19 protein-coding genes and 2 pseudogenes are annotated in these 25,803 nt (G+C 37.8%); 7 read left to right on the forward strand and 14 right to left on the reverse strand.

Translation table 11 applies throughout. The features are described 5' to 3' along the window. Nucleotides 1-115 precede the first annotated feature (115 nt). The 3 genes from ACU5DF_RS02995 to ACU5DF_RS03005 are packed head-to-tail and all read right to left on the reverse strand — an operon-like array spanning nucleotide 116 to nucleotide 2,001. Nucleotides 116-562: a hypothetical protein gene (locus tag ACU5DF_RS02995; protein ID WP_446711712.1), complete on the reverse strand. Its 447-nt coding sequence runs from the start codon at nucleotides 560-562 to the stop codon at nucleotides 116-118. Further along, nucleotides 563-880 carry an STAS-like domain-containing protein gene (locus tag ACU5DF_RS03000; RefSeq protein ID WP_446711713.1) on the reverse strand — a complete coding sequence of 106 codons (318 nt, stop codon included), beginning with the start codon at nucleotides 878-880 and terminating at the stop codon, nucleotides 563-565. Continuing rightward, nucleotides 877-2,001 (reverse strand): hypothetical protein, encoded by a 1,125-nt coding sequence (locus ACU5DF_RS03005; protein ID WP_446711714.1) that lies wholly within the window; start codon nucleotides 1,999-2,001, stop codon nucleotides 877-879. Before ACU5DF_RS03005 ends, ACU5DF_RS03000 begins: the two co-directional genes overlap by 4 nt. A 214-nt stretch (nucleotides 2,002-2,215) precedes the next feature. Between ACU5DF_RS03005 and ACU5DF_RS03010 the strand changes: the two are divergent. Continuing rightward, nucleotides 2,216-2,909, forward strand: a pseudogene (locus tag ACU5DF_RS03010) (phage integrase); the annotation flags it as partial. A gap of 160 nt (nucleotides 2,910-3,069) precedes the next feature. On the opposite strand, the gene ACU5DF_RS03015 reads toward ACU5DF_RS03010, so the two are convergent. Beyond that, entirely contained in the window at nucleotides 3,070-4,113 is a 1,044-nt protein-coding gene (locus ACU5DF_RS03015; RefSeq protein WP_446711715.1) for a GMP reductase, read from the reverse strand. Nucleotides 4,114-4,574: 461 nt separating this feature from the next. Here ACU5DF_RS03015 and ACU5DF_RS03020 point away from each other — a divergent pair. Beyond that, nucleotides 4,575-5,880, forward strand: a pseudogene (locus tag ACU5DF_RS03020) (inosine/guanosine kinase). A gap of 86 nt (nucleotides 5,881-5,966) precedes the next feature. Here ACU5DF_RS03020 and ACU5DF_RS03025 read toward each other — a convergent pair. Continuing rightward, a complete protein-coding gene (locus tag ACU5DF_RS03025) occupies nucleotides 5,967-6,245 on the reverse strand; it encodes a peptidylprolyl isomerase (protein ID WP_045103769.1) in 279 nt (92 codons plus the stop codon). A gap of 142 nt (nucleotides 6,246-6,387) precedes the next feature. Here ACU5DF_RS03025 and ACU5DF_RS03030 point away from each other — a divergent pair, with 142 nt between their 5' ends. Then, entirely contained in the window at nucleotides 6,388-7,287 is a 900-nt protein-coding gene (locus ACU5DF_RS03030) for a chemotaxis protein (protein ID WP_045103768.1), read from the forward strand. A 96-nt stretch (nucleotides 7,288-7,383) separates the two neighbouring features. Here the strand turns inward: ACU5DF_RS03030 and ACU5DF_RS03035 are convergent, their stop codons facing one another. The 3 genes from ACU5DF_RS03035 to ACU5DF_RS03045 all read right to left on the reverse strand — a co-directional run bounded on the left by ACU5DF_RS03035 (nucleotide 7,384) and on the right by ACU5DF_RS03045 (nucleotide 10,232). Beyond that, on the reverse strand, nucleotides 7,384-8,067 hold the full coding sequence (locus tag ACU5DF_RS03035) for a MaoC family dehydratase (RefSeq protein WP_045103767.1): 684 nt from the start codon (nucleotides 8,065-8,067) through the stop codon (nucleotides 7,384-7,386). A gap of 340 nt (nucleotides 8,068-8,407) precedes the next feature. Next, a complete protein-coding gene (gene gcvT / locus ACU5DF_RS03040) occupies nucleotides 8,408-9,526 on the reverse strand; it encodes a glycine cleavage system aminomethyltransferase GcvT (RefSeq protein ID WP_446711716.1) in 1,119 nt (372 codons plus the stop codon). Nucleotides 9,527-9,623: 97 nt separating this feature from the next. After that, nucleotides 9,624-10,232 carry a helix-turn-helix domain-containing protein gene (locus ACU5DF_RS03045; RefSeq protein WP_446712469.1) on the reverse strand — a complete coding sequence of 203 codons (609 nt, stop codon included), beginning with the start codon at nucleotides 10,230-10,232 and terminating at the stop codon, nucleotides 9,624-9,626. Nucleotides 10,233-10,576: 344 nt separating this feature from the next. Between ACU5DF_RS03045 and gcvH the strand changes: the two genes are divergently transcribed. Further along, nucleotides 10,577-10,957 carry a glycine cleavage system protein GcvH gene (gcvH, locus tag ACU5DF_RS03050; protein ID WP_045103764.1) on the forward strand — a complete coding sequence of 127 codons (381 nt, stop codon included), beginning with the start codon at nucleotides 10,577-10,579 and terminating at the stop codon, nucleotides 10,955-10,957. A gap of 23 nt (nucleotides 10,958-10,980) precedes the next feature. Then, a complete protein-coding gene (gene gcvP / locus ACU5DF_RS03055; protein ID WP_446711717.1) occupies nucleotides 10,981-13,848 on the forward strand; it encodes an aminomethyl-transferring glycine dehydrogenase in 2,868 nt (955 codons plus the stop codon). A gap of 264 nt (nucleotides 13,849-14,112) precedes the next feature. Here the strand turns inward: gcvP and ACU5DF_RS03060 are convergent, their stop codons facing one another. From ACU5DF_RS03060 to ACU5DF_RS03085, 6 genes are all read right to left on the reverse strand, one after another. Beyond that, nucleotides 14,113-14,781, reverse strand: a complete 669-nt coding sequence (locus ACU5DF_RS03060; protein WP_446711718.1) for a YjfK family protein — start codon at nucleotides 14,779-14,781, stop codon at nucleotides 14,113-14,115. Nucleotides 14,782-14,811: 30 nt separating this feature from the next. Beyond that, the gene (locus ACU5DF_RS03065) at nucleotides 14,812-15,495 is read right to left on the reverse strand and encodes a PspA/IM30 family protein (protein WP_045103762.1); all 684 of its coding nucleotides are present in this window, start codon (nucleotides 15,493-15,495) and stop codon (nucleotides 14,812-14,814) included. Nucleotides 15,496-15,497: 2 nt separating this feature from the next. Then, nucleotides 15,498-15,893, reverse strand: coding sequence for a DUF2170 family protein (locus ACU5DF_RS03070; RefSeq protein ID WP_446711719.1), 396 nt, complete (start codon nucleotides 15,891-15,893; stop codon nucleotides 15,498-15,500). Nucleotides 15,894-15,973: 80 nt separating this feature from the next. After that, entirely contained in the window at nucleotides 15,974-17,143 is a 1,170-nt protein-coding gene (locus ACU5DF_RS03075; protein WP_446711720.1) for a glutathionylspermidine synthase family protein, read from the reverse strand. Continuing rightward, nucleotides 17,144-17,953 carry a DUF1190 domain-containing protein gene (locus ACU5DF_RS03080; protein ID WP_446711721.1) on the reverse strand — a complete coding sequence of 270 codons (810 nt, stop codon included), beginning with the start codon at nucleotides 17,951-17,953 and terminating at the stop codon, nucleotides 17,144-17,146. A gap of 6 nt (nucleotides 17,954-17,959) precedes the next feature. Next, nucleotides 17,960-18,376, reverse strand: coding sequence for a DUF350 domain-containing protein (locus ACU5DF_RS03085; RefSeq protein WP_045103758.1), 417 nt, complete (start codon nucleotides 18,374-18,376; stop codon nucleotides 17,960-17,962). 393 nt (nucleotides 18,377-18,769) lie between these two features. On the opposite strand from ACU5DF_RS03085, the gene ACU5DF_RS03090 reads away from it, so the two are divergent. Next, nucleotides 18,770-23,557 (forward strand): alpha-2-macroglobulin family protein, encoded by a 4,788-nt coding sequence (locus ACU5DF_RS03090; protein WP_446711722.1) that lies wholly within the window; start codon nucleotides 18,770-18,772, stop codon nucleotides 23,555-23,557. 31 nt (nucleotides 23,558-23,588) lie between these two features. Then, nucleotides 23,589-25,790, forward strand: coding sequence for a penicillin-binding protein 1C (gene pbpC / locus ACU5DF_RS03095; protein ID WP_446711723.1), 2,202 nt, complete (start codon nucleotides 23,589-23,591; stop codon nucleotides 25,788-25,790). Nucleotides 25,791-25,803: the final 13 nt, after the last annotated feature.

Genomic DNA, 25,803 nt, shown 5'->3' on the forward strand with positions numbered 1-25,803 from the left:
CTGCTGTTTTTATCATGCAAGAAGATAAAGACTGGGAGCGAACTCCAGAGCTTGAAGCTCTCTGCGACACTCTATGGTCATTTGTCGAGAGAAGTAATTAAGTGATATAAAAAAATTAGAATTTTTTATCATATTTATCTAAAAATTTTTCAGATAATCCAATAATTCGACCTGCTGTAATATTTTTCTTTCGAAGATTCGTATTTTGATCATTAGTTAATAACTGGCGTAGATCTCTCATAAGTATGGGATCTACCGAAGGGTAAGATGAGTCAACTTTTCTAATCCTTTTTATCAAAAAATTAATTTTTGATATTAAGGCAACTCTTTTTTGATAACTGTCTGTAATTGCTTCATCCGTTAGCCACTCATCACTAATATGGATCATTAACTCATCAAATACATCTTCAATCTTATCGATCAAGCGATTAACTTCAGAATTCTTTGCTTGACTCTTTGTCCGTTGGTCTTGTGAGCGACTAGCATATAGCCAGCCACTAACAGCAACGATAACATTGATAACTGCTATAATAATCTTTGTAATATCAAAATCATCAGGCACTTAGCTTTTCCCTAAAGCATCATCAATATATTCATGAATTTCTAAAATTAAACTCGGATCATCTTCAGAAATTAAATTATTTCTTACAAATAAAACTTTGTCTCTACTGATTTTAGCTCTAATCAATCCACCAAAAACTTCTTCTAAAAAAGAAGAACCAAAGCCAAAAACTCCATCTAAATTAACTATTACATCATTTTCTGCCAAAGCAGGAATAAGAATAGTATCTCGAAATTCTTCACCACTGTAGTCACCAAGTTTAATAAATCTTGGACCAGGGAAAGCTGAAAAATCTTGAACGTTTATAGTTTTAGTCATTTAGTTGTACCATCGTTTAACTTTATACTCCAACCCGTAACAGTGCCTTTAATTGACACGTCATTATCAAAGCTCCGTTCTTGTGTCTTTGCTGTATCTGAAGATGTTTTAAAAGTATAAGTACCTCTATTTGAAAGCACTTGCAGCGTTGAATTAGGTGTACATTCAACAATGGCCCTTAAATCTTGACCACCTTTACCTCTAAATTCTTCAGCTGTTCTTGTCTTTTTCACAAACAGAGATGCTTGAATATAATCAGAATCTTTCGTAAATGTTCGTTCTAGTCGATTCCCTAAACGAGTAATCATACTAGGTGATTGTGTCCTTGGTAGAGTATAAGGAATTCCGACACCTAAGTCACATACTATTACAACTAAGTGGCCATCAACAACTGCTGATAAAGACCACCATTTCTTATAAGTTTTCTTTGTATCATTACAGAATTTATCATCATACCCATGTTCAACACTATTGCACATTGCTTCTAAAGCTGGGCGATATAATTCACCCTTACTTACAACTTCTTTAGGTAATGATTGAAGCATCTCTCCAAGAACAGCACTTTCAACCGACTCTCCGGATGTAACTTGCCAGCAATCAACATGATTTAATTTCTTATACTTAGGGCTAGCGACTCCAATCAGTTTAAAAAAACCAACTTGGCTAAGTACACTTGAAACAACTGATATACCATTATTACCATTTTGAATATAGGGCACTGTAGGTGGATAAATCACTTTATATTTAGTTTCTGGATATTGAGATTTTAACTTATCAACAGTTGCAAGTAATAATGCACAAGCTCCAGCAGTTATGGCTCCAGAATTCCTAAAGCAAATACAAACCACGGCCCCTTTTGATGCCCTAGTTTTTTCTTCTAGATCTTCAATAAAGTGCATCGTCTTTATATGATTCTGCTTCTTATATATACATATAAGGTTAGGAGCAATAACCTTAAGTACTTGTTTATACTTAGGTTTTTTGGGCGGTTTTTTCTTTGCATAAGAGTTTTTACGAGCAGCACCATCTCTTTCACAGCGAGCTAAGTTAGAATGATAATTTTTTCTAGAAGCTCTAGCCAAAAGAACTTTTTTACTTTTATTGTTATTGTTATTGCGCAAATACCACCTCCTAAATGATCGCATCATCTTAGCTTATATTTCTATATACTGCACTATTTCTTGTTTAATAATCATGATGTTAAACATTGCTTTTCACTGCTCACCTTCACACTCTATATAAAAACAGTATAAAGGTATTTTCATGGCTATCCGCAATTTAAAAGACAATTCAAAGAAACCTTGATTATGTGAGTGCTACCCTACTGGCCGCGAAAGTAAACGTATGGCTGGTGAAATTATCTTTGTAGATAGTAAATGGCAAAAAGGCGCACCAAGTATTTCAACATTAAATTCTGAATTGGCACGTTTTAAAGCGGTATTTGAAAAACTTAAAGAACCTGGGCGAATGGAAAGGTCCAAACCCATTAGAAAGCATTAAGCCATTTCGTGATCACGAAAGACCAATGAGCTTTTTAGCAAAAGAAGAGATCGCCCTACTTCTTGAAAAAGTATCTGAACACAAACGCCAAGATATGCTGAAGATAGTAAAGGTGTGTTTAGCTACTGGTGCGCGTTGGAATGAAGCAGCACAATTAACTGGTAATCAACTTTCTAAATTCAAGATCACTTATACCAATACAAAGAATAAGAAAATTCGCTCTGTTCCCATCACTGAAGAGTTGTATAACGAAATCCATAAACCAACATCGGGTAAGCTATTTGAAGAGTGCTATACCCCTTTTTGCTACATTTTAAAGCATAAAATAGGTATTGATTTACCAGCTGGTCAAGCCTCTCACGTTTTACGCCATTCTTTTGCAAGTCACTTTATGATGAACGGTGGAAACATATTAGTTTTACGTGACATTCTTGGTCATGCAGATATCCAAATGACCATGCGTTATGCTCATTTTGCACCTGATCACCTAACTGATGCGATAGCAAAGAACCCTCTCTCAAATTTATAGTTTATGCACTTTTATGATTAAAGAGTGCATATTCACTTTTAACCAGAAGATAAAAACAAAATAACTGTCGCCACTTTGTCGCCATTTTTCATTTTTAGGCCAAAAAAAAGGCCGCTAAATGCGACCTTTCATTATTCGGTTTTTCCGAGGTATCGAGTTATCACTCTTTACCGTAAACGTTGTTCTCTTGCTCTTGTACTCGGATGAAAGTAGTACGCTTAGTTAGCTCTTTAAGCTGCGCCGCGCCTACGTATGTACAAGTTGAACGTACACCGCCAAGGATGTCAGAAATCGTTGTATGAACTGAACCACGGAATGGTAATAGTACGGTTTTTCCTTCAGCTGCACGGTACTTAGCAACACCACCTGAGTGCTTGTCCATCGCGCTTTGTGAAGACATTCCGTAGAATTTCATGAATTGCTTACCGTCTTGCTCGATAACTTCGCCGCCTGACTCTTCATGACCTGCTAGCATACCGCCAAGCATTACGAAATCAGCACCGCCGCCGAACGCTTTAGAAACGTCACCAGCACATGAACAACCGCCGTCACCAATGATACGACCACCAAGGCCGTGTGCTGCGTCCGCACATTCAATGATTGCAGAAAGTTGTGGGTAACCAACACCTGTTTTAACACGTGTAGTACATACAGAACCAGGGCCGATACCTACTTTAACGATATCTGCACCAGCTAGGATAAGCTCTTCAACCATATCACCAGTAACAACGTTACCAGCAGAAATTACTTTGTCTGGGAATTGTGCACGTACTTTTTCTACGTATTGAACTAAATGCTCAGAATAACCGTTTGCGATATCAACACAAATAAAGATCAAGTCATCAGTTAATGCCATGATGTCTTTTGTCTTTTGGAAATCAGCGTCAGAAGTACCAGTAGAAACCATTGCATTTTTAAGAACAGATGCATCGTTCTCTTTTACAAAACCAGCCCAATCTTCAACCGTATAGTGCTTATGAATCGCAGTCATTACACCGTGCTCAGAAAGTGCTTTTGCCATAGCAAAGCTACCAACAGAATCCATATTAGCTGCAATTACAGGTGTACCAGACCATTGACGACCACTGTGTTTAAATGTAAAATCGCGGGTTAATTCGACTTGAGAGCGACTTTTCAGTGTTGAACGCTTAGGACGAAATAGTACATCTTTGAAGCCTAACTTTAATTCTTGTTCGATACGCATGATAAATTCCTCGTATTATCGATAATGGCTCTACTATCTCTTGTTGCCTTTGGCAGAAGGCAGTTAACAAACCAAGATGGCAGGCACAAAAAAACCGGGGCGCTGGCAGGCGCTCCGGTTTTCAGTATTATAGGGCCGGAAACTTATTCTGCAAGCCTGATAATTCATTTTTTTTATGATACTATTGATAAATCTGCAAACAAAAGCCAACAAACAGAACGTTTCACCTACATTCAGAACACAATCAGCATATAACTCTAATTTAAAACATAAAACCCACTTTTTATACGGGCTGGCATACTACCGGTAAAATCACTTTTTAAAGAAAGGTAAACGTTTGCGGTAATCGATTGAGAAGCTTGGGTGATCTATATCTCATTTTTTTAATCGATTGATGAATGTTAATGAAAAAACTTGTGATATAATCTCGGAAAATTCACTTATTAACTGATCTTTAATTCATGAAGTTTCCTGGCCAACGTAAGTCTAAACACTATTTTCCTGTTCACACTCGCGATCCATTAGTGAATCAAATCAAACAAACCCCTAAGCTTGAGCGCACCCACCTTATTGGTGTTGGTCAAACTATCGTCGATATCGAAGCTAAAGTTGATGATGATTTCCTAGCGCGCCACCAATTAAGTAAAGGTCATTCATTGGTTCTTGAAGAATCGAAAGCAGAAGCCTTATATAAAGAACTGTTTGAAAGAAACTTGATCAGTCATGAGTATCCTGGCGATACGATTGGTAACACCCTTCATAATTACTCTGTTCTCGCAGACAGCAAGTCTATTCTGCTTGGTGTAATGAGTGAAAATATCAAAATCGGTTCTTACGCTTATCGTTACCTATGTAACACAACAAGCCGAATGGACTTAGATCACCTACAACCAGTTCAAGGCCCTATCGGTCGTTGTTACACCTTGATCTCTGAAGATGGCGAACGTACGTTTGCGATCAATGAAGGTGACATGAACCAACTGTGCCCTGCTCACGTTCCTGAGCACATTTTTGAAAAAGCCTCTGCATTAGTGATTTCTTCTTACCTTGTTCGTGGTAAAGAAGGCGATCCTATGATGGATGCAGTTCAAAAAGCAATTGATTGTGCAAAATCTCATAACGTCCCTGTAGTTCTTACTTTAGGCACTAAGTACGTTATTGAAGGTAAAGCAGAATGGTGGCAAACGTTCCTAAAAGAAAATGTAACCGTTGTTGCGATGAACGAAGGAAGAAGCCGAAGCTCTTACTGGTGAGAAAGATCCCCTACTAGCAGCAGATAAAGCGTTAGAATGGGTAGATTTAGTACTTTGTACTGCTGGTCCAGTAGGTTTATACATGGCTGGCTTTACAGAAGAAAGCATTAAACGCGAAACTGATAAGCCACTTCTTCCGGGTAATATTCCTGAATTCAACCGTTTTGAATACAGTCGTCCGATGATGAAAGCACAGTGTACTAAGCCAATTAAAGTGTCTTCTCACATTGCCCCTTATATGGGTGGCCCAATGGAGATTAAAAACACCAATGGCGCTGGTGATGCAGCTTTATCTGCTCTTCTTCATGATATGGCAGCTAACCACTACCATAAAGAAAACGTACCAAACTCAAGTAAGCACGATGCTGACTATTTAACTTACTCTTCTTTCTCTCAAATTTGTAAGTACTCAAACCGTGCAAGCTACGAAGTATTAACTCAACACTCTCCACGTTTATCTAAATCAATGCCAGAGCGTGAAGATTGCTTAGAAGAAGCCTATTGGGAGCGTTAAGCTACTTGGCTTTATTCTATAAATAATAAAAATCCGACGTTATGCGTCGGATTTTTATTATTTATACTGTTTTTTAAGGTTATAACTTAAGTGCGGTAAAGCACCTTAACCACATGCCAACCAAATTTAGTTTTCACTAGGTGTGGGACCAATGTTTCACCACTAAAGCACACTTTATCAAACTGTGGTACCATTTGACCTTTCTTAAATTCACCTAAATCGCCGCCTTTTTTACCAGAAGGACAACTTGAATATTTCTTTGCTAATACGTGAAATTTAGCACCTTTTTTAAGCTGCTGAATAATATCTTCTGCTTGTTCTTTATGCTTAACAAGAATGTGTAGCGCTGCTGCAGTGCTAGCCATGAATACCTCAAAATGATCCTAGATAAATTTTCTCTAATTATATCGTTTATTCTGCCTCAATTGATAGCCTCTCCTTTAAAAATTGTCTCAAAAAAACTACAATGAGTTTATAAAAAATAAATACTTTACAAGGCCATTACTTATGAAAAGCAAAGCGAACCAATCACAAGGAATGCTGCTATTTAAACTGACCCTCACGCAACGCTTTGCCATCGGTACTTTAAAAGTTCGTGAGATAGTTCCTTTTCAAACTTTAACTGCTATTCCTTATTCTCACCATCATGTATTAGGAACAGCAACTATTAGGAACATGGCAATTCCAATTATCGATATGTCAGCAGCCGTTGGATTTAGACCTCTTCAAGAAGAAGAATTAAAAAGCTGTTATATCATCATTACCGATTGTATGCGTACAGTGGTGGGTTTTGCTATCAGAAGCATTGATAAAATCATGGAGTGTGACTGGAAAGCAATTGAGCCTTCACCTGAAACGGCAGGAGCAAATGTCTTTGTTACTGGGATCACTCGCTTTGAAGATAACATTGTTCAATTATTAGATGTTGAATTACTTTTATCTAAAATTTATCCTGAAGACACTTCTAATTTATATCCTATATTAGCCGATGTCGAAAGAGAGAAGCTTAAAGCCCTAAATATTTTACTTGTTGATGATTCATTTGTTGCACGTAAACAGCTGTCAACAGCACTAGATAGCATAAATATCCCCTATAGTGTAGCAACTAATGGGCTAGATGGTTATGAAATGCTAAAGGCAGCTTCTGACAAAGGAGCTCCTTTTAATATTGTCGTTAGTGATATTGAAATGCCAGGATTAGATGGTTATGAATTAGCCTTTGAAATTCAAAATGACACTAAATTAAAAGATGCTTATATTATTCTTCATACCTCTCTATCAAGTGAGATATGTGTTGAACAAGCTCATCAAGTAGGAGCCCATGAAGCATTAACCAAATTTGAGGCTACTGAACTGGTTCAAGCAATGCTTAGAGGTGCAAACCATAATAATAAACAGTTGGCTTAATAATTTATGATACAAAAAATGGCGCGTTACCTATAAAGGTAACGCGCCATTTTGTATCTCTAAATTCAGAGTATAAACTCTTAATAAAACAGAAACTTAAAAGTATAATCGAATGACAGACACTGCAACACAACCTGGGCGTCGACATTTCTCTATCTCAACTTTTACTTCTGTTTCAATTTCTAAACCACGCTTGATCGGTGTTACCGACATTAATGTACTTCTTGCTCTAATTCTCTTACCTGCTTTAACAGGGTATGGAAAACGAACTTTGTTCAAGCCATAGTTCACGGTCATTTTAGCCGTAGGGAAAAGTAAATTGTCACTTCCCACATTATCTGTCAGTTTCGACAACATAGACAGCGTTAAAAATCCATGAGCAATCGGCGTTTTAAACGGTGATTCCGCAGATGCTCTTTCTGGATCAGTGTGAATCCACTGCATATCTTCAGTAACAGCACCAAAATTATTAATGCGTTCTTGATCCATCATTGCCCAATCGCCAACGTGGATTTCTTCGCCCAAACGAGCAGTTAATTCTTCAAATACAGCTTGAGTATCTAAGTTCATTTCAATTGGCTCAGGTTGAACAACCTCGTTCTGCTGTCCATTAGCAGTTCGTTTGTGCTCTTTAACCCACGAAATAATGTGAATATTGTTGGCTTTATTTAAAAATTCAATCCAGTAATCTTTAATGGTTGGTGACATCCAGTCTTTTAATTCAAACGGATGTTTAGCCAGATATTCACGCTTATGCTTTAGAAAATCGACAACCTTCATAAAAAACCTTATTTGATATCTAATCGTAAAAACAATGCTTAAGTGCCAGAATCATAATTGTGTTACAGGTCACGTTTTTTTGCAAATACTTTCCGAGCATACACACGTTCGCCGAATGGCAATAAAACAATTAAATTCAATTAGATATCAGGATATGCACAGTGTTCAATTAATTTCAAAAATCAGACCTATCTTCAATTTTAGAACAAGAAATCACCACCAACACTTTTTTCAGGAACAAAAAAAAGAGCATAAATATATGCTCTTTTCATCTTATTCATTCATTTATACCAATATGATTAATTAACTTATTAGTTCTACATTAATCTCTGGCTATAAATTAACCTCTGTAATAACGCTGCGGTACGAATGGCATTTTTTCTACTGTCATTGCGAGCTTTTTACCACGAACTTCAGCGAATACTTCGGTACCAATAATCGCCAAATCCGTTCTTACATAGCCCATAGATACCGGTTTACCCGCTGTCGGTCCTGCTGTACCAGAGGTTACAATACCAATTTCATTATCAGCGGCATCAAATAACTTACAACCTTCACGCACTGGCGCTTTACTTTGACCCACTAAACCAACACGTTTACGATTCACATCTTTAGTTTCGATTTGCTTTAAGATGATATCTGCGCCTGGGAAGCCACCTGCACGCTCACCGTCTGCACGACGATTTTTGCTGATACCCCATAGTAAACTTGCTTCTACTGGCGTTGTTGTTGTATCTAAATCATGCCCGTATAAACATAAACCACATTCAAGACGCAGCGAATCTCGCGCCCCAAGACCAATCCACTCCACTTCTTCAAATGACGTTAATGCTGTTGCAAGCTCTGCGGCTTTATCATTTGGCACTGAGATTTCATAACCATCTTCACCAGTGTAACCAGAACGGCTGATGTAGCACTCGATACCATTGATATCAATAACAGCCGTATCCATAAACAGCATAGAAGCAACCGATGGCTGAAGTCGTGATAATACGTCCGCCGCTTGAGGGCCTTGTAATGCTAATAAAGCGCGATCTTCAATCACTTCAAGCTCAACGCCTTCCGGAAGGTTCGCTTGTAGATGAGCAATATCTTGTTCTTTACACGCAGCATTCACAACGACAAATAGGTGATCGCCAAAATTAGCCACCATTAAGTCATCCATAATACCGCCCACATCATTAGTAAAGAATGCATAGCGTTGTTTCTGAGAAGGAAGATCAATAATATCAACAGGCACTAGTGCTTCTAGCGCAGCGGCTGCACCATCACCTTTTAATCGAAGTTGTCCCATGTGCGATACATCAAACAGACCAGCAGCATCACGTGTGTGAAGGTGTTCTTTTTTTACGCCTAATGGATACTGAACAGGCATTTCATAACCTGCAAATGGCACCATTTTTGCGCCAGCAGCGACATGCATATCAAAAAGAGCAGTTTTGTTTAGTTGTTCTGACATTCTTCTTTCTCCATTTGCCTGATATTGGCTAAGTGTGTCGGTTATTCTTGGGATCTAGGTTTCTAATAAAATAGTGGATTGTGCTTTCAGCTACGCATTACTTTGCCGTAACCCAGAGGATATGAGCGTCTTCCTCACTAATCGATATAAGTACGTGTCCCATACTTGCATCGTAATAAACACTGTCCCCTATTGCTAAATTAACTGGCTCGTAGAATTCGCTGTAAAAACAGACTTCACCTTCTAGAACCAATAAAAATTCTTCTCCATCATGACGCACCCATTCAGCATAAGCATTAAAGTCTCTCGCACGAATACGACTCTTAAATGGCATCATCCTTTTATTGGACAATTGAGTTGCTAACAATTCATGCTCATAAGTGGCCGTTGGGTGAGGCTTACCTTGTTGTGAAAGCGTAATATCTCGACGCCCTACCGCCCCTTTTTGTTTTGGCGGCTCAAATATTTGAGGTATCGCGATATCTAACCCACTTGCGAGTTTTTGTAATGCTTGAAATGTGGGTGAGATCTGTTCGTTTTCTATTTTTGAAAGCGTTGAACGCGCAAGCCCCGTTCGCTTACTTGCCTCTTCAAGAGTGAGTCCAAGTTGAATACGAATGTCTTTTAATCTTTTCCCAAGATCAAGCGGAGCAATCGGTTGCTCTTCGTTATTCTTCTCTATTTTGACGACTTTTGCTTCTGCCATTACATTTTGAGGTTTACTCAAACGGCGCTCCTTGCTCATTAAGTATTCAATCTACCTTTGTAATACTCATCTTATCGGCGGGAAATTGCGAGAGAAAAAGCAACAAGAATGCTGAAAGAGTGCGCTAGGTAACAAAACGGGAAACAAAGTTTCTTATTGGAAACTTGATGGTTGAATGTTGCATTTCACACTTGTATGTTTAGCTAATGTAATGTGATGGTCGTTATTAATACAGATAACACCTCGTTGATCTCTACTTAATATAATTTCGCTTAATACTAATTTTGCTACAAGCATTTGGCTAAAAGCCATTTACTAAAAACAATTCACACTGGAGAAGTATCATGGAAAAAGATCTTAAATTTACAGCAAGCCACGAATGGGTACGTGAAAATGGCGACGGCACTGTAACGGTTGGTATCTCAAACCACGCTCAAGGCCTACTTGGTGATGTTGTATTTGTTGATTTACCTGACGTTGATGATGAAGTAACTGCTGGAGAAAACTTCTCTTTGGTTGAATCTGTTAAAGCGGCTTCAGACATCTATGCGCCTGTTTCTGGTGTGATTGTTGAAATTAATGAAGAACTTGAAGACAGCCCAGAGCTTGTTAATGAAGAACCATATGAAGGCGGTTGGATTGCTAAAATCAAACTGTCTGATGAAGGTCAATTAGAAAGCCTAATTCCTGGCGATCAATACCTTGAAAGCATCGAAGAAGAATAAAAATAATATAAAGGATTAAGATCATGAGTCAGCTTCTTCAACAATTAGGCACGGATAACGAGTTTATTCGTCGCCACAATGGTCCCGCTTCTTCACAGCATCAACATATGCTCAATACGGTTGGCGCTGAAACACTAGAAAAATTAATCGAAGAAACCGTACCAAGCTCAATTCGTTTACCTCAGCCAATGCAGTTACCTCACGGCCTTTCTGAAAATGCCATGCTTGCTGAGTTAAAACAGATCGCTCAACAAAACACGCTCAATACAAGCTACATCGGCCAAGGTTATTACAATACGCACACACCTAATGTAATTTTACGTAATGTATTAGAAAACCCAGGCTGGTATACCGCATATACACCTTACCAACCTGAGATATCTCAAGGTCGTTTAGAAGCTCTGCTAAACTACCAACAGATGGTGATGGATTTAACTGGTCTTGATATTGCAAACGCCTCTCTGCTTGATGAAGCTACAGCAGCAGCAGAAGCAATGACGCTGTGTAAACGCGGTGGAAAGAGCAAGAGTAATATCTTCTTTGTGGCAGACGATGTTCACCCACAAACACTAGCTGTAATTAAAACTCGTGCGGAGTTCATCGGTTTTGATGTTGTTGTTGATACTGACTCAAATTTAGATTCACATGATGTGTTTGGCGCTCTACTTCAATACCCTGGCACAACGGGTGAAGTAAAAGATTTATCAACATTGATTGAACAAGCTCAGGCGAAAAAAACCTTAGTTGTTGTTGCCACTGACCTTCTTGCTTCTGTGCTTCTTAAACCTGTTGGTGAAATGGGCGCAGATATTGCGATTGGTAGTGCTCAGCGCTTTGGCGTACCAATGGGATACGGCGGTCCGCACGCGGCATTCATGGCAACGCGTGAGAAGTTAAAACGCTCAATGCCTGGACGTATTATTGGTGTCTCGGTTGATTCAAAAGGCAACCAAGCACTGCGTATGGCAATGCAAACACGTGAGCAGCACATTCGTCGTGAGAAAGCGACATCAAACATTTGTACTGCACAAGCATTGCTAGCAAACATGGCCTCTTTCTACGCGGTATATCACGGTCCAGAAGGATTAAAAACCATTGCTCGTCGTGTACATCACTTCACAGCCATCGTTGCAAAAGCATTGCAATCTGCAGGGTTTGAATTAACACATCAGAGTTTCTTTGATACGTTAACGGTTAAGACTGAGCAACAGACAGATATTCTTTATACCAAAGCATTAGCAGCAAGCATCAATTTACGTAAATTTGATACTGAACTTGGTATTAGCTTTGATGAAACCACCACGGTTTCTGACTTAGTTGCACTACTAACAGTATTTGGTGTTGATAATGCAGAGTGTGATACGCTTTCTAATGAAGTTGGTGCAGATGAGTTTGCCGCTATCCCTGAAGCGTGTCGTCGTACTTCTTCATTCTTAACACACCCAGTGTTCAACACGCACCACAGCGAAACACAAATGCTGCGTTACTTGAAAAAACTGGAGAACAAAGATTTCTCATTAACTCACGGTATGATCCCACTGGGCTCATGTACGATGAAGTTAAACGCTGTGGCAGAAATGCTTCCGGTAACATGGCCTGAGTTTGGGGGTATTCACCCATTCGCACCACTTAACCAAGCGGCTGGCTATACGACGTTAGCCACATCTCTAAAATCGATGCTTTGTGAAATAACAGGCTACGATGAATTCTCGCTACAGCCTAACTCTGGTGCTTCTGGTGAATATGCAGGCTTAATTGCGATTCAACGTTACCACCAAAGCCGTGGTGAAGGTCAACGTAATGTATGTCTAATTCCAAGCTCAGCGCACGGGACTAACCCAGCAACGGCATCAATGGTGTCAATGAAAGTTGTTGTGGTGAAATGTGATGACAACGGTAACATCGACATGATCGATTTAGCTGAAAAAATCGCAAAACACCAAGAAAACCTATCAAGCATCATGATCACTTACCCTTCTACACACGGTGTATATGAAGAGCAAGTACGCGAAGTATGCGACATGGTTCATGAAGCAGGCGGTCAAGTTTACCTTGATGGTGCTAACATGAATGCACAGGTTGGTTTAACAAGCCCTGGTTTCATTGGTTCTGATGTCTCTCACCTAAACTTACACAAAACTTTCTGTATTCCACATGGTGGCGGTGGTCCGGGTATGGGCCCTATCGGTGTTAAATCTCACCTAGCGCCTTTCCTACCTGGTCACTCAGAAAACGGTGTTCAAGGTTCAGATTATGCAGTTTCTGCAGCGGATCTAGGCAGTGCCTCTATTCTTCCTATCTCATGGGCATACATTGCTATGATGGGTGAAATGGGCCTAACTGAAGCGACTAAAGTGGCGATCTTAAATGCGAACTACGTAATGGAGCGCTTACGTCCTCACTACCCTGTTTTATACCGTGGTACGAATGGTCGTATTGCTCACGAATGTATTATTGATATCCGCCCGCTTAAAGAAGCAACAGGGATCAGTGAAGAAGACATTGCGAAACGTTTAATGGACTTTGGATTCCATGCGCCAACCATGTCGTTCCCAGTAGCGGGCACGTTAATGATTGAGCCAACAGAATCTGAAGACTTGGCAGAGCTTGATCGCTTCTGTGATGCAATGATTGCGATTCGTGAAGAGATGAACAAGGTTCAACAAGGCGAATGGTCACTGGACAACAACCCACTAGTAAATGCACCGCATACTCAAGTGGATCTAATGTCTGATGAGTGGGATCACCCATACACTCGTGAAGTGGCGTGTTTCCCATCAACTCAAGCAAAAGCCTCTAAATACTGGCCAACAGTTAACCGTGTGGATAATGTATTTGGTGACCGTAATTTAATTTGTTCTTGTCCGAGCATTGAGAATTACGAAGAGTAACCCTCTAGTAAGGCCCAGTTTATAGATACAATAAAGGCAAGCCAATTGGTTTGCCTTTCTCATTTAAAGCATTACTGCGTTATTATACCAATTCCAGTAATTCTCTAGTCATTATTACTGGTTAAATCACATAATAGCTTCGTTAAAAATTATTTAAGTAGAATAACTACTTATCAGAATTTTTGCCTTGCTCTTAAGTGGTTTTCCTGCGTAATAAATAGACCATTTAATTAATGGCAATGGTATTATGATAAGACTTTAAAGTTAACCAATCACTTTAAAATCTGTTTGAGAAAGATCAAAAGCAGTACTAAGACTTACACAACGCTGGTATTGATTAAATTCTATTTTTTCTTCAGCGATAACAAATAGAGTCTCAAAAAGGTCTTCATTAATTTCACGCTCATAAAGCATAATAAACTGATCTAATTCGCTTTTCGGCTTGTCTTTTGTCCAGATAGTCTCAGTCATAGAAACTGGCTCATTATTATCCCAAGCTTTGTAAAACTCTTGAGAATCTAAATCCCAAGTATCTCTCACTAATTTATTATTTAGATAATTTTCCCATTCCGTTTGATTACTTATCGGTAACGTGTCGTAGTAATAGACCAACTTAACCTCTTCAACTCCTAGCTCTTCTGTTCCGTATTGCATTATTTGAATAAAGCCATCGTCATCCGTATAAAAACGCAATATCCGATTATTATCACCTAACTTAATTTCACCCACCGCTTGAATAAATTGCGTCGGTGCTGCGCCCTCAATAGTAAGTTCATCTTCTATCAATTGTAACTTCAATTTATCAAGTTCAATCGCACCACCTAAGCGTAACCCTAAAGCTTCAGGAATAACTTCTTCAATCTCTTTTTCTTTTTTAAACCAACCAAACATAATTTTACTCACATTAAAAAAGGCCATTGTTACAATGGCCATTTCATATAAACTACGCTTAAAATCTAAAGGTTACTTACCTAAGATTCTAGCAAGTTCATCTTCTGCAGAACTTCCATTTTTAGAAATACCCGCTTCTGCTAGCTTTTTATCTAATGAATCAGAAGACGACTCTTCATCTAGCTCTTGTGATGCTTCTAATTTAGCCGCAGTTTCAACTTGGCGTTGTTTAATACGATCCAGCGAATCCATTGCTGTATGCATTTTGTTATTACTACCAATGTTTGTTGAAGCTACCGTCATTTGCGCTTTTTGAACGGCTTCTGTTGCCTTAACAACATCAATTTGCTGCTCTAATTGACGCAATCTATCTTTTGCTTCACTGATTTTTTGCTTCATTGTTCCTTCTGAAGACAAAAATGTATCTAAAAACTGCTGCTCTACGTTTTGTTCATTACGTAAAGATGCCACGCGTTGTGCACATTCAAGAGCCAGCTCTTGTTGGCCTTTTTCCATCGCTTTACGAGCATGTTCTTCATACTCTGTAATACCACTATTAAAGCCATTTACTTTTTGCTGTGCTAATTTTCGTTTTGCAATAATACCAATTAATGCAGCATCAGAACGCTTAAGCTCTTCTTTTGCTTCACGAATTTCTTGCTCTAAAATACGAAATGCTTGATGATCAACAACAGCTTCTGCTGCATCATTGGCACCACCTTTAATCGCGGTTACTAATTTTTTCCAAACGCTCATAATTAAATCTCTTTTAGGTAAGATTGGTAAATATCTAAGAAGCCTTCCACATTATTAAATAATGTTGTGATCTCAATGTGAATACTTTCTTCAACAGAATGTGAAGATAAGGCACCAAATGCAACATAATAATTTCCTTGGTCAATCTGATTGATACCAATCGTTGATAACGGAAATAACTTATGAGTTTTCAAAATAAAGGCATTTAACCCTGTAATATCAGAAACACTCTCTTCAGAAAATAGAATAATCTCTACTAGGATTTGCTCTCCAGAAATAGCAAGAAAAGCTTCAACACCATCATTATTGGTAATTAAAATTGTATTATCATTTTCTTTAACATCCCAAAGCGGATCTTTACTTAATGCTTTGGTCAGTTCTGTAATATTCCATATCATACTATTACCTTAATTTAATTATTTATTCCAATGTATACATTCATTAACTATGCAGCAAGTTGCATCCTTAATTTTCATATCTAACCGTGAATAATATGTGGTACAAATAGAGCGGTGTCTTCTGTAATAAGCGTTGAACTCTCACGCACCGACATACCACCAGCTACTTTACCTATTACCCAACTTCCAATAACTGTAGAGCCACAACCTAAATTAGCTAGTGGGGCATACTCTTGAACAATAAACCCTTCTTCACCATAAGGACCATCACTTTTTTCAAGCTGAACTCCATTTTTCCAAATTTCAATATTACTCCCCTCACGACTAAAAATGGGTTTTTTAACTTTTGAAGTCATCAAAGCGACTTCTTCATCAGTATCAAAATATGCAGGAAGAATATAAGGACAATCCGGAAATAGTTTCCAGAGAATAGGTAATAACGCTTTATTAGATAAAATTGACTTCCATGCTGGCTCAAGCCACATTACATTTGCTTCTTCGAGATAGGCACCAAACTCTTCACGAAGCATAAACTCCCAAGGATAAAGCTTAAACATATTTACAATCGTTCGGCCTTCATCATCTAAAAACGTATGATCATAACTTAGCTCTATTGCTTCAACATCCATAACGTGGACCTCGAAACCTGCATCTATTGCACAATCAGCAAGATATTCAATGGTTCTTAAATCTTCTTCTGAATCAGTACACGCTGCAAAATGAAATAAATTGGAACGTAGATTCTTATCACTCTTAATTAATTTAAAGCGGTCAATTAATAACTCATCGACTAAATTAAATTGATCGGAATCTTTAGGCAAGTTTACGTTATCAACGTGTTGCTTTAACCAATCCCATTGAATTACAGAGCATTCAAATAATGACGTTGGAGTATCAGCATTGTACTCTAAGAGCTTAGGAGGGTGGATGCCATTCCAAGCAAAGTCCATTCTCCCATATAAATATTGCTCTTTGTTATTCCACGATGATTTGACAAAGTTTTGTGCTGATTCTGGAATTTGAAAAAGCTCCCACAGCTCATTATCAATCACATAGCCAACAGCCTTGAGACACAACTCATGCACCAATTCTGTCGCTTTATCAATTTCATCAATTTGAGCAGCATTGAAGCGATAATGCCGACCTTCGCACCAATAAGGTATATTTTCATCTACTTGATAAAAATTAAAATCGAACTCAAGCATGCGCTCTTGCCAATTTAAACGAGGCGCATTATCAACCAATAACATTTAACCACCCCAACTCGATTTTGAACGTGATGTACTACCAAAACCCTTCACTGATTTACTACTACTAAATGAAATGTTCTTAGCACTTTTCGTTTTGCTTAATTTACTATCTTCAAACTTAGGCTTTTTATATTTAACCACTTTTGAGGGTGTTGTTGTATTATGCAGATAACCATAACTATAATAATTTCGATGATCATCCCAATTATTATACGTTATCACACCTACACTATCGTTGTAATAACTGCCTGAACTGTGTTTTTTAAGGTATTCCTTTTCTAACATCGCCCCTTTTGGTAAATCAACCTTTGCATCATTTGCTAAGTTATATTTTCCAATATAATAGTTACGATAATTCTTATCAGTAAACATTAAGTAAGTAAATTTTGAACTACGTGGATTTGTTGATAGATACACAGGTTCAACAAACATTTTGTAGCTGTCTTTATTCTTATTAATTTGAGAATGACTCATTATCCAACCAAAATTATTCGGTTGATATTTTTTCTTGTCATTTAGTTGGCAGACACCAAATCCAAACTCATCAAAACATTCTTTCTCTGTTCTATATTCAAAACTTGCTTCTTGGGCTTTCTTTTCGGCAATTTGATAGGCTGATATACACTCTGCTTCATTAAAACGAGCGTCTTTTTTACAATCGCCTACACTTTCAAAAAAATAAATACTGTCATCATCACTACAGCCGCTAACACCTGCTGCTACTGCCATTAACGTTAATGGCTTCAAGTACATTGAATGAGGTTTTAAATGCTTATTAACTTCAACTTGACCTTTACGTACACTCATCATCTATCCTTAATACGTTAAGCCTGCGGCATTTAACAGACCAATCGAAATAGAAAATGCAGCCGTTATAATCGCCGCTGGAATTTCATTATCCTTAATACGTGAAACGAGATCTTTTAGTAACGTTACTCGCAATAACCAAAAGCCAAACACTTGAGCAATGGCCGCAATAACACCCCAAATGATGAAATCACTAAACCCAACAGAATTACTTGACGCAGAAGCAATAGCAATAGCATAACCAATTAATGCACCTGATAGCGTAATTGCAGCCGCACTGTTCTTTTCTTCTCGAATAAGCCTTAATTCATCATAAGGGGTAGAAAATAAGTACACGAATTTAAACCCAACTAAAAAGACAATGCTGGCGAAAAAATAGCCTAAAAAAAGCAATAAACCAGATACATTAATATATTCGTTAACCATAAGTTCCTCTTTTAAATAAAAATATTGTAAATACGCTGCATTTGTATCAAAAAAAATATAATTTTACAATTACTGTACTTAATTTTCAGTCTGATTTTACTAATAGACTTTTTTTAAATTAGCCACTTATCATAAAAATAACATTCAAATAGAAACAAAGAACAACAAATCTAGAATAATTAATCTATATTTAATTAAAAGAATTTTTTAAATTAATAAGAAAATATATACTATTCATCGCAATTCATTATTGCATTACCAATGAACTTACAGGACGAAGTGCTATTAAGTTGGCAGGGTAATAATCACACTAGATATTATGGATAAATATAGCTATCATTTCTCTTATGAAGATTTTATCTTTTCATCCTTACCAAAGAGCTAATATTAACAATGAAAATATTGATTCGTTTATTCCTTTTTTTAGTTTTCATTCCTCTTCAAGTGTCAGCTTCGATACTAAATACTGCTGAGCCTCATATTACATACCTTGGTAGCTATACACATAACAATTCACCCGCATTCATTATCCAATTTTCAGATTTAGCACCTAATCTTGATTTAATCAGCATTAGTGACACAAAAACGAAAAACATACTTCCTAATAACTGGATATTAAATAACAGTAAAACAGCACTAATTTATACTGATATTGATGTAGGTAAGCACTATACCATTACATTAAATGAACCTCTTAGATATAAGAAAAAAGTAAACCATGATGTCATTGTCTACGAGAAAGAACCTTCTGTTGAAGTGGTTGGCCGTGGTCCAATAGTCCCTATTTTTGGAAAACGTACACTGCCAATTTCAACCATGAACGTTGAGCAAGTTTCTGTTGAAGTTTTAAAAGTCACAGATCCTGCGATGCTACTAAATAGCGCACATTATTCAGAATCTCCAGGACGATGGGATCTTAGACAATTAACAAAAGCCACCACTCCTATAACGCACTTAAATTTTGATATTCTTAAAACAGAAAAAAATACATCACAATATACAGAGCTTTTACTTCCAAAATCTTTAGAGAGTGGTTGGTACTTACTCGCAATCAAACCTACAGGTAACTTTGATTACAATAGTGAAAAAGTCCTACAAGTTGCCTTAACCGATATTGGTATTCAAGCCAAAGTATTCCCTAATTCCCTCTCTGTTCAGCTATCTTCTCTATCAAATTCAGCTCCAATACAACAGGCTTCAGTAAGCATTTACCATAAAGATGGAAAGCAAACAGTACTTGGTCAAGTTGAAGACAGTTTAGGTAATTTTTCCTATACCGTTAAGCAAGGTGATATCTTATCTGTTAAAGAAGGAAAACAAGTTAGCTACCTTCCTTTACGTGAACTGCCTTTAGATCTTTCAGATTACGCAGTATCTGGTCGTCAGTATCAAGATATCGAAGTATTCTCTTACTCAAACCGAGACTTATTTCGTCCGGGTGAACAACTGCCTTTAAATTTATTGTTACGTAACAATGATGGCCAATTAGTTCAAGACATCAATAACCTTTTTATTGAATACATTAAACCTGACCAAACCGTTGCTCGTAGTCGATGGCTAAAACAAAAAGAGGTTAAAGGTTATTATCAAGATAAATATCAAATACCCGCTAATGCTCCAATGGGAAAGTGGACTGCACAAATTAAATTACATAAAGACGCAAAAAAGCCGATTGGGCAATTCGTATTTAATGTGAATGAGTTTGTTCCAGAGCGAATGGATCTTACCGTCGATTTAGCCAAGAAGATCACACCTAATGCAAAACAGGTCGCTGTCAATTTACACGGAAAATATCTATTTGGGGCTCCTGCCTCTAAAAATACGATCAAGATCAGTAGCCATTACCAGCCTACTCATTATTTTGATACCCCTTACCGCGATTATTACGTAGGCGAGTCATTCTCCATTTCTAGTTGGAATGATGTTCCTAGTGTTAACGACATTACATTAGATAATAATGGCCAACACACCTTATCACTCCCTTTACTTAAACCATCATTAATGAAATCTCCTGTTAATGCTCGTTTTACTTTTGAGTTACTTGAAACCGGAGGCGCTACGATTTCACGCAGCCAAAAACGTCAGCTTTGGTCAGATAAACCCATTGCAGGTATAAAATCACCAAGTGATGAGATTGACTCTTATTCTGATGTTTTATTTGAATTTGCCTTATTAACAGCTTCTGGAGATGCACTTATTTCTGGTGAGATTAATTACACACTAGAACGTAACATGGGTGGTTATTACTGGGTTTATAATGAAAGCTCAGGGTGGTCAATCCGTGGAGACAATGAATGGCGACCTGTTAGTTCTGAAAGGATCACAACAGAAGCTGGTAAAACCTCCCCTATCTCTCTTAACGTTGAATGGGGTCGCTACCGTATAACCTTAACTACTAAAGATGGCGTAACGACTCGCTTGCCATTTTGGGCAGGTTGGAGCAAAGATTCAACAACACAACCAGTGAAACCAAATCAATTATCTATTACTTTAGATAAAAAGCGCTATCAAGCTGGTGATGACGTTGCTGTAACTATTTTTAGTAAACAAGCTGGACAATTACAGCTAAATCTAGATGCAAATAAGACATTACAAAGTCAGATCCATAACGTTACCTCAGGTAAGAATACGTTTATCATGGCGATTAATAAAGAGATTGATCGTCACGATCTTTACCTTACCGCAACCTTGGTTAGCACACCTGGCTCTACGGGAGATAAATCAAAAACACGTCTCCCTCAACGATTTTTTGCTATTGCTCCCGTATTATTGGATCGCAGTGATCGCGTTCTGCCTGTGACGATCGAACACAATGAGAAACTACTGCCATTAGAAACAGCAAGTATAAAAGTAAAACTTGATAAACCAACAACAGAACCAACCTGGGTAACCGTCTCATTGGTGGATAGAGGGATTATAAATTTAGCTAATTATCATATTCCTCAAGTCGCACCTTGGTTCTTTGAACACCGACGCTACCAAGGGGATGTCATCGATCTTTATTCTCACTTTTATCAAACTCGACCAGATTCATTTATGACACCTCATCGCTATGGTGGTGATCAAGAGATGAGCCTAAATATCAATAATGATGAATTAGTAGAAAGCAAAACCATTACTATGATGTCTGAACTTGTGCAGTTTGATCATAACGGTGAAGCGATGGTTTCTTTTGATCTTCCCGATTACAATGGACAAGCTCAAATCGTTGCTATGGCATTTAATAGTAATCAGTTTGGTCAAGCAGAAAGTAACGTAACCATTGCAGCTCCTATTGTTGCAGAGCTGTCCATACCTCGATTTTTATCTCCAACAGATACAAGCCAAACTTATGTAGAAGTGTTTAATACTTCAGGGCTTTCTCAAACTATCACCACAAGCGTAACCGTTGATTCTCAATTAAACTTAAAAGGTGACAATTCGTTTACTATCAACTTAAAAGATGGCGAGCGCCATGGACAGTCTATTGTTTTTGATATTAAACCAATTACAGGAGCAAACGCTTCTACTACCCTCTCTTTGCATATATCGTCTGTTGATGAAGCAGGACAAACATACCAACAAACCCGTGAGTGGACTATCCCAATTAGAAGCCCACAACCCGTAATTAGCCAAAGAGAGTTAATCACATTAAGCACAAAAAATGACAAGAAAAATGCTCATGAATACCAGTTAATGAATGCTTTATGGCGAGACTACCTCCCTACAAACGATCTAACGGCTTTAGTCAGCTATTCACGCTCACCACAACTTAATATTAGTGATTATGCAGATGGTTTATTCAAATATCCTTATGGTTGTGCGGAGCAAACCACCAGTAAAGGAATGCCATGGCTATTAAATGATGCTTCTCTTACTCCATTTAAAAATTCAGTTCGAGATCAGCTTACAGATAAAGAGTTAGTGGAAGAATCTATTGCACATTTATCAACAATGCAAAAAGCCAATGGTAGCTTCTCATTATGGAGTAAATTTGGTGATAGTGACTCATGGCTAAGTATGTATGTGACTGAATATTTATTAATGGCAAATCAAGCTTTTCCTGATTCAGTACCAGCACAAATGCTTACTCTCACTAAGAATAATTTACGTAATTATATTGGTAAACAAAATGTGGTATCTCCAAGTCATTTCTATTCATTATGGCTAGGTGCAAAACAAGGGCTTGTTAATAACAGTCATTTACACAGTGCCGATAGAGCAATTGCAGCTAATAAAAACACGCATATATCTCGTCTCTCTTATGCACATATTGGTGGTGCTTATCTATTAAATGGTCGACAACGTTCAGGAGAGTATTTTTTAAATAAAGTGCTGACAGAAGCACAAGAGAAAAACCTCACCTCACACGAATATGAATACGGCAGTGAATTAAGAGATTTTGCGTTAACTATTACTATTCTAAATGATGTAGAACGTGTAATAAAACTTAGCAATAAGATGACCATCTTAAAAAATCGTCTAGCTATCGCTGCGATGGAGCTAGCTAACAAGAGAAACTATTTAAGTACTCAAGAGAGAATAGCTCTGATACGTGCAGGTATTGCATTAAGTCAGCACACACATGATCTTGTAGAACTTAGTATCAAAGATCAAAAGCAAGTGGCTAAAATTAGCGAAAAAGGCATTAATCAAAAACAACTTAACGCAGGTACAGTAATAACAAACACTGGTACTCAATCTGTCTTTTTACAAGTAGCAACCTCTGGACTAGTAAAAGAAGGGATGATTAAATCAACTCTAGACTTTAAAGAAGCAAGCCGTACTTATCGCTTTGAAAATGGAAAAGCTTACAATGGTGAGCCGTTAAAAGTGGGAGAAAAACTTATTGTTTCTGTAAATTACAAGCTTGATCAGCCAGTTCCCTTAGCGTTACTTGTGGAGTTTATACCAACTGGTTTTGTATTAGAAAACCCTGAATACACCAACAGTAATCAGATTATTAGCGCCGCTAAACTAGAGAAAAATAGCCAATGGTCCATGCTTGAATATCGCAATGACCGCTTAATTGCTTCTGCAGATCTCCAAAAGAATAGTATGTACGTCATTAATTATGTCTTACGAGCAGAAACTCCAGGGCTCTCTGTAATCCCTGCGTTATTTATTGAAGAAATGTATCAACCACAGAATATGATTTACAAACCATTCTCTGGCTTTACACATATTCAAATCATTCAATAAACACGTCTTAATGAAATCTATTTATTTGAGAATGTCTACTGTATTTCAGCAGCATTCTCTTTTTCATTGGAGCAGTAGAGCGATCATCATTATCGCTCTTTCTCTCACGGCTATTTTTTTTATCGCGAATTACCTCTCTCCACTAGATCTTAAACAACGCTTAGATAATGCAACAACGGTATACAGCAAAAATGGAGAGGTTCTACGACAATTTGCCAACTCAAAAGGCACCTATCGATTACCTATTACGCATATTGAGAAAGATGGGAAAATCATCCGCCCTATTTCTTCAGATTATTTAATTGCCTTATTAGAATATGAAGATAAGTACTTCTATTTCCATCCCGGCGTTAATCCATTATCTCTTGCAAGGGCTTTAGTGCAGCACGCCTTTTATGGTGAAATTATCTCTGGTGGTTCAACCCTTACCATGCAAGTTGCACGTATGTTTTATCCTTACAAACGTTCCTATTGGGGTAAAATTGAACAAATATTTCGAGCTATGCAAATTGAATTACATTTTAGCAAAGAGGATATTTTAGATCTCTATTTAACTCATACGCCGATGGGCGGCAATATTGAGGGGGTAGAATCCGCTTCTCGACGATACTTTGGCAAATCAGCCAATGAGCTAAGTACAACTGAAGCCATTCTTTTGGTTGTCTTGCCACAAAGACCAAGTGCAACTCGTCCAGACCGATACCCTGAGCGAGCATTAACAGCACGTAATAAAGTCTTAGTTCGAGCTCAACAAGCCCTTAAGATATCAGATCAAGACCTGCAAGACTTGATCACTGCTCCCTTAGAGGCAAAGCGTTATTATCAAGGTAACATGACGCCATTATTAGCTCGTCATTTAACGTCCGCAAAGCCACAACAACGCACCTTTCATACCTTTATTGAACATACCCTTCAATACAGTATTGATAAGCTTATTCTACAAACTGCATTACAGTGGCCAAGTCGCTTATCTAGTGCCATTATTGTAATGGATAATACAACGGGTAATGTCATTGCCTATAAAGGTTCTGCCGACTTCTCAAGTTTTGAACGCTATGGACATGTAAACATGGCACTAGCTATTCGCTCTCCAGGCTCTACATTAAAGCCATTCATATACGGCTTAGCATTAGATCAAAATATCGTACATAGCGGCAGTTTATTAATGGATATCCCCCACTCTTATGGTAATTATCAGCCTCAAAATTTTAATCGTTATTTTAGTGGTCCAATACGCTTAGATACCGCTTTACAGCTCTCCAAAAATGCTCCTGTTGTTCAAGTTTTGAACCACTTAGGTGCAGATAGCTTTATTACCTTGTTAAAGAAAACCAAACTAACGTTTGAAATACAAGACCCCAATTTAACCATTGCTCTTGGTGGTATTGGCACTAATTTAACTAGCCTTGTTAGCTTGTACTCTTCACTTGCTCGACAAGGAGAAACTATCCATCCAAAATATACTTCCTCATACAACACACAAGAAGCTAAAATACTGTCACCAGAAGCAAGTTGGATTATATTTGATACCTTATCTAAGATCCCACCACCGAGTCGCTTTAGTGCTGCACACCATAGAAAAATTGCTTGGAAAACAGGAACAAGCTATGGATTTAGAGACGCCTGGTCAATTGGCGTAAGTGCTCAATATACCGTTGGTGTATGGGTTGGGCGTCCCGATGGGGCTCCTAATGTAGGAAAAACGGGAGCGAAACAAGCAGCACCTATTATGTTTGATATTTTTGATTTACTGCCACCAGAATCAATGAATGTAACTAAACCAAAACTTGTTAAACAACAAACCACGTGTTGGCCAAGTGGCTTGCTATCCTCTCAGGTTAATTCTCAAGATTGTTTATTACCACAACCTGCATTTGTTATTGATAACCAAGCACCACCCACACTAAGAATGCAAGAAAACTATACTAATTTACACCAATGGCCTAATCCGTTACTGCAATGGTCACAAGCTCAGAATATTTCATTAGCATCTAAAATAAAAACTAATACAACGCAAATTAAAATAGTAACCCCTGAGAATAGCACTCAGTACTTCCCTTATTTAGGTCAAAAGCTTTCATTAAAATCAAACCATAGCTCTGTTAATTGGTTTTTAAATGATTCGCCTTTAGCACAACCTGAGATCAAATTTGATCAACTAAAAACAGGCCGCTACCAAATCACAGCCTGCAATACACAGTGTGATACCGTCACTATTAAAGTATTTAAATAGGAGCTAACAACAA

The organism is Aliivibrio wodanis, assembly GCF_052920805.1.